Source organism: Paenibacillus sp. CMM36 (assembly GCF_053570945.1).
Map to the genome: position 1 here is coordinate 1 of NZ_JBSEDY010000015.1, position 14,126 is coordinate 14,126.

At 44.5% G+C, this 14,126-nt stretch carries 15 protein-coding genes, 2 pseudogenes and 1 other annotated feature; of the genes and pseudogenes, 11 read left to right on the plus strand and 6 right to left on the minus strand.

Annotated elements, in window-relative coordinates; all coding sequences use genetic code 11:
• Positions 1-212: 212 nt before the first annotated feature.
• Entirely contained in the window at positions 213-683 is a 471-nt protein-coding gene (locus ACWA2B_RS22715; RefSeq protein WP_342434922.1) for a hypothetical protein, read from the minus strand.
• Between the two features lie 393 nt (positions 684-1,076).
• On the opposite strand from ACWA2B_RS22715, the pseudogene ACWA2B_RS22720 reads away from it, so the two are divergent.
• The 4 genes and pseudogenes from ACWA2B_RS22720 to ACWA2B_RS22735 all read left to right on the plus strand — a co-directional run.
• Positions 1,077-1,319 (plus strand): annotated as a pseudogene (locus ACWA2B_RS22720) (hypothetical protein); the annotation flags it as partial.
• Between the two features lie 83 nt (positions 1,320-1,402).
• Entirely contained in the window at positions 1,403-2,476 is a 1,074-nt protein-coding gene (locus ACWA2B_RS22725) for a polysaccharide deacetylase family protein (protein ID WP_029516119.1), read from the plus strand.
• A gap of 176 nt (positions 2,477-2,652) precedes the next feature.
• Entirely contained in the window at positions 2,653-3,588 is a 936-nt protein-coding gene (locus ACWA2B_RS22730) for a hypothetical protein (protein WP_029516118.1), read from the plus strand.
• Between the two features lie 75 nt (positions 3,589-3,663).
• Positions 3,664-3,900 carry an NHLP leader peptide family RiPP precursor gene (locus ACWA2B_RS22735; protein WP_013309068.1) on the plus strand — a complete coding sequence of 79 codons (237 nt, stop codon included), beginning with the start codon at positions 3,664-3,666 and terminating at the stop codon, positions 3,898-3,900.
• Positions 3,901-4,000: 100 nt separating this feature from the next.
• Here the strand turns inward: ACWA2B_RS22735 and ACWA2B_RS22740 are convergent, their stop codons facing one another.
• Both ACWA2B_RS22740 and ACWA2B_RS22745 read right to left on the minus strand, forming a co-directional pair.
• Positions 4,001-5,890 carry an ATP-binding protein gene (locus ACWA2B_RS22740; RefSeq protein ID WP_449292642.1) on the minus strand — a complete coding sequence of 630 codons (1,890 nt, stop codon included), beginning with the start codon at positions 5,888-5,890 and terminating at the stop codon, positions 4,001-4,003.
• A 132-nt stretch (positions 5,891-6,022) separates the two neighbouring features.
• Positions 6,023-6,310 (minus strand): hypothetical protein, encoded by a 288-nt coding sequence (locus tag ACWA2B_RS22745; RefSeq protein WP_023987328.1) that lies wholly within the window; start codon positions 6,308-6,310, stop codon positions 6,023-6,025.
• Between the two features lie 183 nt (positions 6,311-6,493).
• On the opposite strand from ACWA2B_RS22745, the gene ACWA2B_RS22750 reads away from it, so the two are divergent.
• From ACWA2B_RS22750 to ACWA2B_RS22765, 4 genes and pseudogenes are all read left to right on the plus strand, one after another.
• Positions 6,494-6,754 (plus strand): hypothetical protein, encoded by a 261-nt coding sequence (locus ACWA2B_RS22750; RefSeq protein WP_029516115.1) that lies wholly within the window; start codon positions 6,494-6,496, stop codon positions 6,752-6,754.
• A gap of 106 nt (positions 6,755-6,860) precedes the next feature.
• On the plus strand, positions 6,861-7,025 hold the full coding sequence (locus ACWA2B_RS22755) for a hypothetical protein (RefSeq protein ID WP_239645146.1): 165 nt from the start codon (positions 6,861-6,863) through the stop codon (positions 7,023-7,025).
• A 101-nt stretch (positions 7,026-7,126) separates the two neighbouring features.
• Positions 7,127-7,397: a binding site (T-box leader), on the plus strand.
• Between the two features lie 88 nt (positions 7,398-7,485).
• Complete coding sequence (locus tag ACWA2B_RS22760; protein WP_029516113.1) at positions 7,486-8,568, plus strand: bifunctional 3-deoxy-7-phosphoheptulonate synthase/chorismate mutase; 1,083 nt, start codon at positions 7,486-7,488, stop codon at positions 8,566-8,568.
• A gap of 239 nt (positions 8,569-8,807) precedes the next feature.
• A pseudogene (locus tag ACWA2B_RS22765) lies at positions 8,808-8,975 on the plus strand (hypothetical protein); the annotation flags it as partial.
• 86 nt (positions 8,976-9,061) lie between these two features.
• Here the strand turns inward: ACWA2B_RS22765 and ACWA2B_RS22770 are convergent.
• Positions 9,062-9,922, minus strand: coding sequence for a TrmB family transcriptional regulator (locus tag ACWA2B_RS22770; RefSeq protein WP_029516112.1), 861 nt, complete (start codon positions 9,920-9,922; stop codon positions 9,062-9,064).
• Positions 9,923-10,076: 154 nt separating this feature from the next.
• Between ACWA2B_RS22770 and ACWA2B_RS22775 the strand changes: the two genes are divergently transcribed.
• Positions 10,077-10,979, plus strand: a complete 903-nt coding sequence (locus ACWA2B_RS22775) for a DMT family transporter (RefSeq protein WP_449292643.1) — start codon at positions 10,077-10,079, stop codon at positions 10,977-10,979.
• Between the two features lie 116 nt (positions 10,980-11,095).
• On the opposite strand, the gene ACWA2B_RS22780 is transcribed toward ACWA2B_RS22775, so the two are convergent.
• Together ACWA2B_RS22780 and ACWA2B_RS22785 are read right to left on the minus strand one after the other, a co-directional pair.
• Positions 11,096-11,275 carry an aspartyl-phosphate phosphatase Spo0E family protein gene (locus ACWA2B_RS22780; RefSeq protein ID WP_023987319.1) on the minus strand — a complete coding sequence of 60 codons (180 nt, stop codon included), beginning with the start codon at positions 11,273-11,275 and terminating at the stop codon, positions 11,096-11,098.
• A gap of 150 nt (positions 11,276-11,425) precedes the next feature.
• Entirely contained in the window at positions 11,426-12,658 is a 1,233-nt protein-coding gene (locus tag ACWA2B_RS22785; RefSeq protein ID WP_069010364.1) for an MFS transporter, read from the minus strand.
• Positions 12,659-12,789: 131 nt separating this feature from the next.
• On the opposite strand from ACWA2B_RS22785, the gene ACWA2B_RS22790 reads away from it, so the two are divergent.
• Together ACWA2B_RS22790 and ACWA2B_RS22795 are read left to right on the plus strand one after the other, a co-directional pair.
• Positions 12,790-13,047 carry a YqkE family protein gene (locus tag ACWA2B_RS22790; protein WP_029516109.1) on the plus strand — a complete coding sequence of 86 codons (258 nt, stop codon included), beginning with the start codon at positions 12,790-12,792 and terminating at the stop codon, positions 13,045-13,047.
• Between the two features lie 330 nt (positions 13,048-13,377).
• Positions 13,378-14,055 (plus strand): peptidylprolyl isomerase, encoded by a 678-nt coding sequence (locus ACWA2B_RS22795; RefSeq protein ID WP_029516108.1) that lies wholly within the window; start codon positions 13,378-13,380, stop codon positions 14,053-14,055.
• The last annotated feature ends 71 nt before the right edge of the window (positions 14,056-14,126 follow it).

Below are 14,126 nucleotides of genomic sequence, written 5' to 3' on the forward strand. Positions count from 1 at the left end.
GATGGCGATCCACCTAGATCGCCTGGAGAAACAGGGGTAACCCCCCCCTGCTTCTCCAGAGACCAGAGCATTATGATGTGAAAAAGAAACCCACGTCTCAAAATGACGGGGTTTCTCGACAATCTGAGGATGGGTTTCCCCCATCCTTTTTTTATTGTCAAACGATCTACTCCTCGACTTATTCAAGAGCAGATATACCACGGTATCCCCGGCTAACGCTTCAATTGAGCTTCATTCGAAGCGCCGGACTTACGATCGAATGTAATCGGGCCTTTACGGTTCACAAGCCGTTTCAAGTCCACGGTCATTTCATTCTTCAACTTATCAATGAGCTGTTCCTCTTTGATGCCTTTGCTTTTAGCAACCTCGGCCAACGACTTCCCTTGTCCCAGCTCTTTCTCTAACTGGACAGGAGTGATGCCCAGCAGCTTGGCTACTTTCTCGTTGAGATGGTGATTCAAGCCGCCAGGCCTTTTGCCGTGCCTATGTCTGTGAACATGCCCGTGTTCGTCCTGTGGTTCAGCATTCCATTGGCGGGTTGCCCCTTGGATAGAGTCGTTGGGAGTGAGAGTTTGCAACGAATTACTCGGTTCCGTCCCGGAAGCTCCAGCTGCACCCGCAGTGCCATACATCATCACTCCTCCATACAGGATAGCAGCGGTCAATTTCCATTGTTTTTTCATGTTGCAGACCCTTCTTTCATCCTTTTTAAAATAATATTTTCTTTTCCCGCTATTTTTATTCATATTTTCGCCTGTTAAGTAACCATAAGACGGGAAAAAAGAAATTATGAACATTGCTATCACAATTACACCCAACCTTCGATCTACACGCGCTCCTTGGGAACCCTATCCTGTAGAGTGAGCAAGAATGAATAACTATACTTTCTACAATATAACTTGAAATTTTTCAAGTTATATATTAAGGAAAATATGATAAAATAAAATTGTAAACGTTTACAATTTTATTTTTGGAAAGACATGTTTCATCAAGCTACTACAGAATGCACTGCATCATAGTGAGGCTACAGGAAGAAAGTCCAATGAAACAAAAAAATAAGGTTATTTTTATGGACATCCAAACGCACGAGCAAAACCATATCGGTCAGCGAGCACTTCAAAAAGTGGGAAGACATGGACAAGATGTATGAATATTTACTTACTGTAGAGGGATACCAAAGCAGTCGGAGTGCCAATGTAACTAGTAATACAATTACGATTGGCGGCAATAATGGCACCAGAAACCAAGAGATCGAGCTCGTTGTAACAGCCGATGACGGGACATGGGATGCTTATATTAACTATTTGGAGATCGAATAAAATTTCAAATCTAGTAAAGAGTTGAATCGGTTCGGAGTTATCGGAACATCCATACTATATTAAAATAGCTAGGAGGTAGACCCATGTTTATAGCTAAAGCAGGAAAATGGACGGCGATTATGTCAATCACCTTGTCTTTATTCACAGGCTCGCTGGTGATCTCGAGCAACCAGGCGCTTGCGGCTGATTGCTCGAGCGGTTATGTAGCGTTAACCTTCGACGATGGTCCCAATCCCTCTAACACCAAAGCGCTTCTTAGTGCTCTGAAGCAAAACGGTTTACGCGCGACGCTCTTTAATCTTGGACAAAACGCGCAGAATAATCCTTCGCTTGTACGTGACCAGCAAGCAGCAGGCATGTGGATCGGTAATCATTCATGGTCACATCCGCATATGACACAACTGAGCACATCGCAGATGTCATCGGAAATTACACGCACGCAGCAAACGATACAGTCCATTACTGGCACGGCACCAAAGTTGTTCCGTCCTCCGTATGGCGAGACCAACGCAACCCTCAAATCCATTGAGACCCAAAACGGTCTTACCGAAGTATTGTGGAACGTTGACTCCCAAGACTGGAACGGCGCCTCCACCGCACAGATCGTAGCTGCTGCGGGCAAACTTAAAAACGGCGATGTGATCCTGATGCATGATCAGTACCAGACTACACTCCAAGCTATTCCACAAATTGCACAGAACCTCAAAAATCGTAACCTTTGCTCTGGTATGATCTCACCAAGCAATGGCCGGGCGGTAGCGCCTGATGGCGGAAACGGCGAAACGCCGCCAAACAAAGGTACAAAAGTGGAAGCAGAGAATATGACCAAAGGCGGTCAGTATACTTCAAATATCAGCTCGCCGTTCAACGGAGTGGCTTTATACTCCAACAATGATTCAGTGAAATTCACACAGAATTTTACCAGCGGCACCCATAGTTTTTCACTCCGTGGTGCTTCAAATAATTCCAACATGGCCAAAGTTGACTTGAAAATTGGTGGACAAACGAAGGGTACCTTCTACTACGGCGGGAACAGTCCTGCGGTCTATACTTTAAACAATGTCAGCCATGGAACCGGAAATCAAGAGATTGAGCTTGTTGTAACAGCCGATAATGGGACATGGGATGCTTATATTGACTATTTAGAGATCATCTAATTTAAAAAAACAAAATCCCGGCGGGATCTTCCCAACCGGGATTTTTGTCGATATCCTTTTTACAACATTCTCAATGTAAAAATAACAAAATCTTGAAAATTGCAATCTGTTGTATAATGGCGGGTAACAACTAGAAGTCGCTATAAAAATATTCATAAGAGATGCAGGTGATGGCGATGGAATGGTATTTTGCATACAAAGACGAATTGGAAAAAGTATTTCGTCAAGCGGAGGAACGGACGTCCACGTTTCCAGCTCCCTTTCAGCAAGAGGGTTTGGACTATCTGGCGCGTTTTAATCCGTTGCGGGAAGACAGCACGCGTAATTACATATGCTATTTGCTTCCATTTTGGCTGCAAGAACTCACAGGACTGCCCCCCGAAACATGCCGCAGGCTGTCACTTGGCAACGTGTTCGTCATGGCTCACTATTTAATTCAAGACGATGTGATGGACACAGCAGCAGACAACCGTAAAACGCAACTCGCTTTAAGTCAACTATTCTATACCGAGTGTCTAAGCGTATATCGGGACCTTTTTCCGGCAACCTCTCCTTTTTGGTCATATGCCCGAACGTATGTTGATGAATGGGCCGTTAGTGTGATATCCGAAGGAACAGAGGACTATTTTCAAGGAGAAAAAAATAAGGTCGCGCTGAAAGCAAGTCCATTAAAAATGGCCGGAACGGGTGCTTTGCTGCTCGCAGGCCGTGCTGATCTGATTCAAAACATTACAAATATGACGGACTTGGCGCTACTCGTGCTTCAAATGTCGGATGATTGGGCGGATTGGTCAGAAGATTTGGTCGAACATAGCTATAACTGTCTTTTGTCCCATATCAGTGCCGAGCAAAAGACGGCTTACTGTGAAGGATTGGGACCCAAACAGATTCAGGAAGCGATTTATGTACGCGGTGCGCTTGCCAGCTATGTGAACATTGCCGATCAAGCAGTCCAACAGTTAGAGACCCTGGAGCCTTCTATCCACGGCCTACATAGCTTTGCACATTCTATCGCAGCTGAGCTGGGCGAAGTGGCGGCAGAAATTGAAGGCGGACGCTCGCATTTGAGAAGAGGCGGACTTGACTACTGGCTCTCCAAAAATATGAAATAATGCTAGATTTTTCTGAGCCCTTCGTGGTATACTGACTAGGTAAATATAACCAATTGAATGAGAGGGTGATTTTTGATGGCTACTGAAGTTCTTCAAACACAAGTCATTCAAAAAGCTTGGGAGGATGCCAGTTTCAGAGAGAAACTGATGACTGATCCCAAATCTGCAATTCGTGATGTGTTAGGAGTCGTGATCCCCGATCATATCCAAATCAAAACATTAGAAGAAACGCCTGATCAGTTTTTTCTGGTAATTCCTCCAGACCCCTCCGGCGTGCTCGCTGCATCCCAGAAACCTCGCTCAATGTGGTAGAATGATTGTTAATGCTTATTTAATCTAGATTCCTTAACCTCATAGGGGTGGGCTCAGCAAGCTTCCCTCCGTTTTCTCCGAACGCAAAAAAAGCCGGATATTATCCGGCTACGGGGAAGCGGATGGTCGCTTCTGTTCCCACCCCTTTTGCACTTGTAAAAGTTATTTTTCCATTCATCGTTTCAATAATCCGAAAAGTCACCATCATTCCTAAACCCGTGCCTTTTGTCTTATTCGAAAAATAAGGCTCACCTAGTCTGGATAAAGTCTGAGCATCCATCCCTTCACCATTATCCCGAATATGAATGACAGCTTCTCCGTTATCCACATAAGCCCATATATGAATAAGCCCCTGGTCTCCCAACGCTTCAATACTGTTTTTGATGATATTGATGAACGCCTGCTTGAACTTGGAGGAATTCCCGCGTACTTTGATTTCCTGGGGAATATCCAGCGAAATTTTCCCACCTTGCAAATTAGCCATTGGACTGATGATTCCTTCAATATGCTTGAATTCGTCCAATATGGTCAACGTTTTGGTTTGGTCAAATTCTGGCTTGGCAAAGGTCAGAAAATCAGTAATAATCGCGGAAGCTCGATCCAGCTCCTCCAGAGCGATATGTAGATAGTCTTTGTTCTTACCATCCTCCTGCTTGCTCATCAACTGAAGAAATCCACGTGTAACTTGAAGGGGATTACGTACCTCATGAGCTACAGATGCAGCCAGATCGCTAATAATCTCCATTTTCTCCGAACGTTGAAGCTCATTATTGAACATCTCCAGTTCTCTGGAATACCGAACCACCTGTTTGTGCTTTTCTGCCAGCCTTCTGCCCAAAATCGCGATCAACGCCAGTACAAAGCCGAACACGCCCCATTTCCACAAAAACATATTGTAGTGTCCGTCCAGAATGAAAAACCAGCTCAGCTCCCCGATAGAGATAACTGCAAAAAATGCAAAGCCTGTCGATAAGATGATCGCTTCGTGATCACCCTTAAGTGCCATGCGAACCGAAGCAAATACCAGCAGTATCATTAAGGCGACGAGTAATATACCCAGAATGACTACACTAAAAAAATAATATATGTTGTTCAACCGCTCCTGTGCTCCTAAATTCACAATCATCATGGTAAAGCAGAACAAAGAGTAGGCGGTTAACAACTTTCTGAATTTGCGAATCAGTATAATCGAATTGATGTTTTGCTCAAAAAAGAAGGCTAATGAGGGCAGCAGAATAAATAGTGCCACATCAAAAAGTTGTAAGTACAGCTTGCCGTAGCCGCGATAGAATGTATACAAGAATGGTGAATACGTTACGATCATCAGACCAATAGACAATACAATCGCACTTAGGGAAAGCCACATGGCCATACTCGGACGGAACAGGAAAAACGAGCAGATCAGTAGCACCAGGGCGATAAAGATAAACGTACTGCCCAGTACAATATCTAAAACATCCATTCTGACCAAGGTCCCTAACAAATCACGATAATCACCGGTCATCACATTACCGATGATGCCCAGTCTATTCTTACTGCTTTCCGTCCATATGTATAATGTTTTACCGCTGTCTTCCGGCTTCAGCGGAATCAGAATACGATTATTCTCATAATTGTACCCACGGTAGGATTCGTAAAAATTGGTTCCATCCTTATACAGCGTAATATGCCTGCCATAAATATTTTCAAAAAGGATCGCTGGCGTTTCATCATTTAGCGAAGGTAACTTAATACGAATCCAGGCGGAGCCTATATTGCCGGGCTGCCTAAGCAGTTGTGTATCATCTTCAATATGCATCCAGATCTTGCTGGGATTCTTTACCTCATCTAAAGAGCCATCCTCGTCTACCTCTCCCCATCTCATATCCCAGGAGGGTATTTTATAATCCCCTTCCGGGGTCATTTTGGCCGCATAGGCGGAGTGACCCAGCGACAACAGCATCACAATGACCGCTAGCAGGGCGGCGACAGCTTTGGGCACATGCCTCATATTAAGCACCTCAAAGTTACATAGTAGGATTTACAAGTTTGTATACGTTTTAACATTTTTTACGTCCTGAAATTATATTATTCTATACGATGATGTGCATACCTTCTTCACAAGAAGGATATCATGTTCTTTTTACTCATTTTTTGTAAAATCTTCATATTGATTAATGATCATTTCCTGTTCGCGCCGCTCTTTCTGCTCTCTAAGCCCCAACCATGGTTCACAATCTTCATCTTCATAGATCGTCCAAATATCGGAAAATAAATAATCGCGTATTTCTACTATTTTTCCGGCCTGTCCGCCATCTGTCCAGTATAAGCCTTCCGGGCGTCGAATGAGGGTGCGGGAAAATCCCGGGGTAGATGCCTTTTGTCCTACGCGGATACGACTAATCATCGGACCAAACATGTACCATTCCAATTCATATCCCTCCCTATCTTCTTTATCATATCACAGCAGTTACCAAAAAAACGCTAATTGAGAATGGGCATCTCCCTATTCGCATGATTTTAACTTCCTACAGACACACTAACTGAAGGTTTAGCCGTTCCGCTGTTTGGGTAAGGTCGGAATAAGCAACAAAAAGTAAAGGAGCTGAGCAACATGGCAAATCGTGACGATCGAACTACTGAGCTACATGACAATGATTTTGAGCCTTCTCTGCAAAATGCAGAAACCAACTGGGAGAATCTGACCGAAGGGCCGGATACTCCTCTGGAGGACGTACCAGATGCCGATGAACTGACACCGAACAGTCCCGTTGATCCTTCTGCTCCTGCCGAATTCCTGCATGGTACCGATTTGCTGAATGGTACCGATGGGGATGAAGAAGATCAACTGGAAAGCGACGATATGCTGGATTAACCACTTCATTTTATCGAGTGAAAGAAAACGGTTACCCATTCTGCTATGCGGGTAATGTAGTGTATAACAGAAAGGAGTTGACTGATCTCCTATGTATAAAGATCCGATGTCTCAGGCCGATATGGAATACAAACGGTATAAAGCCTTGAATCCTGTGGAAGCAGACGACCGTAGGACTGCGGACAAGACGAATACGGACGATACCTCGACCGAAGATAACCCACGAGGAGTCGCATCTGCGAATCCCGAACCCAGGGATCAAGGAAAATAAAAGGGCAGCAATTCAAGGGCAAAAACTTGAACCTGATAATCAGGGCTTGCCTTCTGTACCTACTTTGTTTAAAATAAGGTCAAATCTTTTGAATACCATGAACAAAGACATCGACGGAGACAAGTAAACGTCTAACGGATTCCCACAGAAAGGTACGAATTGCTGAGAGCGTACCGCAATCCCGCGTTGAAATTCACTCCCGAGTCGAGCCTTGAACCGACAGAAGGATTCATTCCTTTGTCCGAGTAGAGGTTTCCGGAAGCCCCCGTTACGGGCATCAAGCTCAGAAGTTACTGCTGTCGACTGAACGACGTTGACGATTCGTATGTATACTTCTGTAATTAGGGTGGTACCACGGCATTCGTCCCTTGCGGCGAGTGCCTTTTTGTGTTATTTTCTGCAAAAAAGTCCATGGACTGACAGAAAAAACAAATTAAATTCGGGAAGGGTGTAGTACTGTATGTCTACAAATGAAAATTCTTTGGAGCTGCTGCGTGAACAACTCGATGCTACAAATTTGCAATTGCTGGAGCTGCTGTCCCAACGCGCTGAACTGGCCGGACAACTTGGAAAATTGAAGGAAGCTCAAGGGGTACCTGACTTTGATCCGGTACGTGAGCAACAAATGCTGGACAAGCTGATCGCGGCTAACCGTGGGCCTTTTGACGATGCTACGATTCGCCAACTGTTCAAAAATATTTTCAAGGCTTCTTTGAACTATCAAAAAGAAGAACACAAAAAACATCTGATCGTCAGCCGCAAAAATCAACCAGATAGCACAATTATTAAGGTTAAAGATACGCTGGTAGGCGGCAAAGCCTCCATCATGGTCGCAGGTCCATGCTCGGTGGAAAGCTACCAGCAAACTCGTGAAGTAGGTGCGGCTCTCAAGGAAGCCGGTGTGCCGATTCTTCGTGGTGGCGCGTTTAAACCACGTACGTCTCCGTACGATTTCCAAGGACTGGGCGTGGAAGGACTGCAAATTCTCAAACGTGTAGGTGATGAGTTCGGGCTGGCTACAATCAGTGAAATCGTCGATCCAAGACATTTGGAGGAAGCGATCCAATACATCGACATTATTCAAATTGGTGCGCGTAACATGCACAACTTTGAATTGCTCAAAGCTGCGGGTGAAACAAGAACTCCGGTTCTGCTCAAACGCGGACTGGCTGCAACAATGGAAGAGTTCCTTCATGCTGCTGAATACATCGTTTCCCGTGGTAACACGCAAGTCATGCTGATTGAACGCGGTATCCGTACGTACGAAAAATGGACGCGTAACACGCTGGATATTTCCGCTGTTCCGATTTTGAAAAAGGAAAGTCATCTGCCTGTATTGGTGGACGTGACTCACTCGACAGGCCGTAAGGACATCCTGGCCCCTTGCGCCAAAGCTGCCCTGGCTGCTGGAGCCGACGGTATCATGGTGGAGGTCCATCCGAACCCGGCAGTCGCTTTGTCCGATGCTCAGCAACAGCTGAACATTCCTGAGTTCCACAACTTCCTATCTGAAGTCAAAGAATCCGGTTTATTCAAAGCGTAAAACTAATTTTATGCTGGGACTTGTAAACCGCTTTCATTTTCTCGGACATTGATGTAAAATCGGATCAGGATTGTGACTGATCATGCAGGCAAAACCTAAATGTATATATGCTCAACTATTGTTGAGACATATATATGTTTAGGTTTTTTTTATGCCTAAATCTTGAATAAAAAGAATACTTACATGGTCATAATCCTAAAAAACATCATAGGAGCGTTCAGAGTGGGGAACAAAAATGAGAGAAAGTAAACACGATTGACTTGCAAGGTAGTGATACGAATGCAGTTAGTTTCACAGTTCCCGCAGATGCTAAGTCAGGGAATACGCTTCATATCATTGCAGAAGTACAGGACAATGGAAAACATCCTTTAAAGCATTATCAACGTGTGATTGTAACCGTAAAATAATAGAACACAACATCCAATAAAATTAGGCTCATGGAATAACACTCCATGGGCCTGTTTATTTTTGCACATCGGACCTCAGACAATCTCTATACACGTTTCATGCTTTTTTCAGTCAAAGGAATATAATATCCTTTGCCATTCGGACCCATAGCAAATTTATTGCGGAGATGGATTAGATTAGGGCCGAATTTCTCTTCTAATTGTTCACGGAACTCATATAGGATTTCCATGATATAAATATCATGAATAATCACTTCCGTAATCGGCATCACCAGACCCGGATGCAACGTCCATGCAGCGCGGCTGTCATCTCCTAGTGAAAGTATGCCAGCTACGACCTCCCGGTCGTCTATGCTAAGTACAATCCACCGCCCCCCAATTTCGGACGTAATCTCTTCACTCATATCATGGCGGTAAACAGTAGCGAAATCAAAGTTAAGCTCCCCATACGCTACAATGATCACTTCAATTCCTTGTTGGGCTACTTGCTCTAAGGCATCTCGGAACACCTCGGCATCCTCTTTCCAAATTTCCAATAAAATTCGGTGTTTAGCTCCTTTTACCCCTTCATTTATACGATTGATAATGGCTTCATACCCCGAAATATTCCAAATATTCTCTCTATTTTGAAATGATGCCGTGTACTGCTCCAAACTCTCTTGCGCCACATTGAAAATCTGCTCTGCTTTGCGTTTTCTCTGGGCAATCAATTCATGTGGCGGAAGCGGCACATACAGAGGCGTATTTTCTTGACTGACCATGATGTCCCCACGGTTGACCATTCCAGACAAAACCTCGTAAATTTTGGATCTCGGTACCCCGGAATTCAATGAAACGGCGTATCCCGAAAGCGGAGAGCTTTCCAATAAGGTCACATAAGCCTTGGCTTCATATTCACTAAAATTCAAATCCCGTAGAATTTCTAATATATTTGGTTTTGGTTTCATGACGTCTTCTCCTCAATTCGTGTTCATCCTTACTATATCACTTCCCCTTGACAAAAACTGATATACACACTATCTTTTTAGTAACGTTTTTATAGTAGTCACTATAGTAGCAACTATTGTATTTCACAGGGGATTACCTCAGGGAGGATTTAACTTGAACAAAGTCATAGCTCATCACAGCGAAAGCAACAGGATTTACTACGGTTCTACGATCCTGGCCCTATTGATCTGGAGTACATCGTTTATTGCCACCAAAGCAGCCTACACGACGTTCCCCCCGCTTACCTTGGGTCTATCCAGATTTATTATAGCTTCCGTAGTGCTAGGTATCGTTTTGCTGATTAAAAAAGAACATGTCAAAGTAAAGCCAAAGGATTTGGCTACGATTTCGTTTAGTGGTGTTTTGGGAATCACTTTATATTTTTCAATGGAGAATATAGGGGTTAGCCTGACTACCGCTTCCAACGCAGCATTGATTGTTGCATCATATCCCGCAATTACGTCGCTGCTTGAGCTTATTTTGTATAAAGTGAAAATATCCAAATATAAAATTTGCGGCATAGCACTGGCCATGATCGGGGTATATTTCTTGACTTCAGTTGGCGAAAGTTCGGATAGTAAGAATCAACTCATCGGAAATTTAATATTAATCGGGACGGGTTTTGCGTGGGCGTTTTACACTTTCATGACGCGTAAGGTTGTGGACAAATATCCACCCGTGACGTTATCTTTTTACCAAACCGTTGCAGGGAGTATCTTTTTTATACCGTTGGCTCTATTAGAAGAGGATCGTTGGCAGGTTCCAACAACAGGATCGTTTATGTTGTTAGTATATCTGGGTGTATTCTGCTCCGTTATCGCGTTTTTGCTTTATAATTACGGATTAATCAAGCTGTCACCGAGCAGTTCCGTTTCTCTGATGAATTTGGTTCCGATATTTGGAGTCTTATTTTCTGTGTTGCTTTTGCAAGAAACGATTACATGGCGCCAAATCATCGGCGGTTTGGTCGTTATTATCGGTGTTTTACTAAGTGCCCATCAAACAAACCGTACCTAAAATGATAGATTGCACACTAGTTAGAAAAGTTAAGACAAGCATCGTTGTTATAAGTATCAGCGCTACAATACAAGGGCGAGTGACCTTACCAAAAGTTTCTCGCCCATCGGTTACATTTATGCCGTCGGTTTTTTTTCTTTTATATAAAAAAGGTGGTTATATTGATTGATGAGGTTATCCATAATTACAGACTGTCTGAGCACACTGGCATGATTAAAACCATGTTTTGCTTGCAAAATATACAGCTTTTGACGAGCATTCTCAAGCTGTTGACGCAAAATGTCGTCTCTTATCATAATATATCCCTCCTTGTCATATTATCAGTGTAGAGGGTTATGAATAAGTATACTAAAAGTAAAGGTTTGGGATAATTATCTAATCGCGCAAAAAAAGACCTGCTCTAGGAGCCTTAAGCTTATGCCATTAGACAATCTGCTGTCATTCTCCTATCCGGCAGAATGAATATCCTGATCCGTGACGTTCTTCTTGGCTGAAACCGGAAAAACGTTTTTTCCCTTGGCCCATAGCAACAACGCTGCAAGCAGCAATATGCCACCGTTTAACACAAAGATCCAGCGGATTGGCATCCAGCTGCCAAGCATGCCGCCAATCAACGGCCCTGCCATGGTCGCGAGTTGGGTGGCTGATTGATTCAAGCTAAAGGCTCGTCCGCGAAACTCCGGCTTGGTGACCTCCACAGTCATTGCGTTGATAGCAGGCATAACGGACGCATAAAACAATCCATATCCAAACCGAAGCGCACCAAAACCAACGAAGTTGGTTACATAAAATTGTAGAATATTCCCGATTCCCGAACCGATCAGCCCAATCAGCAGCACGTGTGCAAATCCGGTCCGTCCTCCAATCCGTCCCCACCGGGGGGCCATCAGCACGGCCGCAATACCTACGGCTGAGAATACAATTCCGGAACTTAGAGACGCTTGGCTGCGGTCAACTCCCATCTCAAGCACGTATACCGTAATTAATGGTTCCAGTATCATAACAGAAAAGGTGCTTAATCCCGCCAAAATAAGCAAAAAATACAAAGGCCGATTAGCAATAGCCTCCTTGATATCATCACGAACATGCGAGCGGGTACGGGTTCCCTTAAAGCTGTCCTCTCTAGCGCCAAAGGTCGCAATTAATGCAGATACCAGTACAAGAGCTGCAGAGAAAAAAAAGGCATTCCGATTGCCATAATAATGGCTCACTACACCACCGATCAACGGGCCTATAATGCTGCCTGTCGCCCCAGCGGTCGCCATTATACCGAGCGCATAGCCCGTTTTCTCTTCTGGCGAACCCGTTCCGACCAGCGCAATCGCAGCAGGAATAAACCCGGATAGAAGACCTTGAAACAGTCGTACTCCTACGAACACATATGGATCTGTCACAAAGGCACATATCAGGTACAACACCGCCAGGCTAAAGCCTGAACGAATCAGCATCGGCTTACGTCCATATTTATCTGCAAGCGAACCCCAAAATGGGGCAATCAGCGCACTGGCTAAAAAAGTGACTCCAAAGGCAGTCCCCGACCACAGTTCCAAATGATCATTTACGCCCATTTCCGTATTCAGAAAAATAGGTAAAAACGGAATAGACACGGAATAGGCCATGCTGCAAAACAACACGCCAATCCACAAAATGACCAGGTTTCGCTTCCAATATAGATGCATGATGCCACACGTCCCTTCTGCTCATTCCATTATTACCCCCTCAATTAGAAAAGTCTACCGCCCCCCTCATCCTTCCATCGTGGAACAACCGTGAAGAAGCTGATATAATCGAATGGAATGGAGATGATGACATGGCTAAGAAAAGAAATTCGTCTTCCCCTGCTCCTGCGCCTCAGGACAAACCTGCTACGTTAAAGGATCTGTTGAGTCAGGATGTGCTGAATAAGCTTAAGGCTCAAGCCAATGAAGCCCAAGCAGAACAGGACAAGCGTAAAGAAGACGAACGGCAGCGTGCCGTCGAAGCAAAAAAAGCTGAACAGAAGAAGCTAGATAACAACTTTGAGCATCTGCTGAATAACAGCAATTTGGACTGGCACAAATACAAATAAGCCAAAACCATAACGGTTTTGGCCTATCTTTACGCTTTATGTTATAGCCAGTCACGAATATGTTGTACTGAGTACAGCACCCCTACCCAAACCGGCAGACTGAACGCCATACCCCATATGAGACCTTTTGCCAGCTTTTTGTCTACCTCCATCATGATCCTGCCCCTTTCCTTGGGAATAGCAGCAGTATGGGTCAAGAATACGGCTTTCAAACCCGTATTTCCTTATCCCCAGCAAAAAAGGTATGATAGAAAATGGAAAAGTGTTCTGCGCTGCCCCCAAACTTTAAATTAGGATGTTACACCATCCAACCTTTCAGGAGGAATATCAATGAACCGAAAAACGATACGCCCATGGTACACGCTGTGCCTACTGGCCATCATGCTCGTGCTGGTTGCTGGATGCGGTACAAAAGCGGCCGATGTGGAAGCTGCCAGCCGGACAAGCACTTCAACTCCTGCTGCGACTAAAGACAAGAACAAGGCTGTTTCCCATCCGATTGTCACGATTGTCATGAATGATGGCAAGAAAATTAAGCTTGAGCTGTATCCGGAAGTAGCACCGAACACGGTTAACAATTTCATTTCTTTGGTACAAAAGGGAGCCTATAACGGCACCATTTTCCACCGTGTGATCCCAGGCTTTATGATTCAGGGTGGTGATCCGCAAGGTAACGGTACAGGTGGCCCCGGCTACAGTATCAAAGGCGAATTCAAGAGCAATGGTGTTAACAATACACTCAAACATACACGTGGCGTATTATCCATGGCCCGCTCAGCGGATCTGGATTCGGCCGGATCGCAATTTTTCATCATGGTTGCCGATGCGGACTACCTCGACGGTCAATATGCTGCTTTCGGTAAAGTAACGTCCGGGCTGGACGTGGTCGATGCTATCGTCAATTCCAAACGGGATAGCAATGACAAACCGATCCAACCGGCTACGATGAAAAAAGTAACTGTGGATACGCTGGGTAAAAAATATCCAGCTCCAGTCAAAGTAAAGTAAGACATTCAAATTATTCTTTCAAAACGGGATAACAGCAACGACCTTGCGCATACGCGTGAGGTCGTTTTTGC

Excerpts from the sequence above, each read along its gene's own strand:
- ACWA2B_RS22715 (WP_342434922.1), bottom strand. The coding sequence starts at position 683 with ATGAAAAAACAATGGAAATTGACCGCTGCTATCCTGTATGGAGGAGTG.
- ACWA2B_RS22725 (WP_029516119.1), top strand. The coding sequence starts at position 1,403 with ATGTTTATAGCTAAAGCAGGAAAATGGACGGCGATTATGTCAATCACC.
- ACWA2B_RS22730 (WP_029516118.1), top strand. The coding sequence starts at position 2,653 with ATGGAATGGTATTTTGCATACAAAGACGAATTGGAAAAAGTATTTCGT.
- ACWA2B_RS22735 (WP_013309068.1), top strand. The coding sequence starts at position 3,664 with ATGGCTACTGAAGTTCTTCAAACACAAGTCATTCAAAAAGCTTGGGAG.
- ACWA2B_RS22740 (WP_449292642.1), bottom strand. The coding sequence starts at position 5,890 with ATGAGGCATGTGCCCAAAGCTGTCGCCGCCCTGCTAGCGGTCATTGTG.
- ACWA2B_RS22750 (WP_029516115.1), top strand. The coding sequence starts at position 6,494 with ATGGCAAATCGTGACGATCGAACTACTGAGCTACATGACAATGATTTT.
- ACWA2B_RS22755 (WP_239645146.1), top strand. The coding sequence starts at position 6,861 with ATGTCTCAGGCCGATATGGAATACAAACGGTATAAAGCCTTGAATCCT.
- ACWA2B_RS22760 (WP_029516113.1), top strand. The coding sequence starts at position 7,486 with ATGTCTACAAATGAAAATTCTTTGGAGCTGCTGCGTGAACAACTCGAT.
- ACWA2B_RS22770 (WP_029516112.1), bottom strand. The coding sequence starts at position 9,922 with ATGAAACCAAAACCAAATATATTAGAAATTCTACGGGATTTGAATTTT.
- ACWA2B_RS22780 (WP_023987319.1), bottom strand. The coding sequence starts at position 11,275 with ATGATAAGAGACGACATTTTGCGTCAACAGCTTGAGAATGCTCGTCAA.
- ACWA2B_RS22785 (WP_069010364.1), bottom strand. The coding sequence starts at position 12,658 with ATGCATCTATATTGGAAGCGAAACCTGGTCATTTTGTGGATTGGCGTG.
- ACWA2B_RS22790 (WP_029516109.1), top strand. The coding sequence starts at position 12,790 with ATGGCTAAGAAAAGAAATTCGTCTTCCCCTGCTCCTGCGCCTCAGGAC.
- ACWA2B_RS22795 (WP_029516108.1), top strand. The coding sequence starts at position 13,378 with ATGAACCGAAAAACGATACGCCCATGGTACACGCTGTGCCTACTGGCC.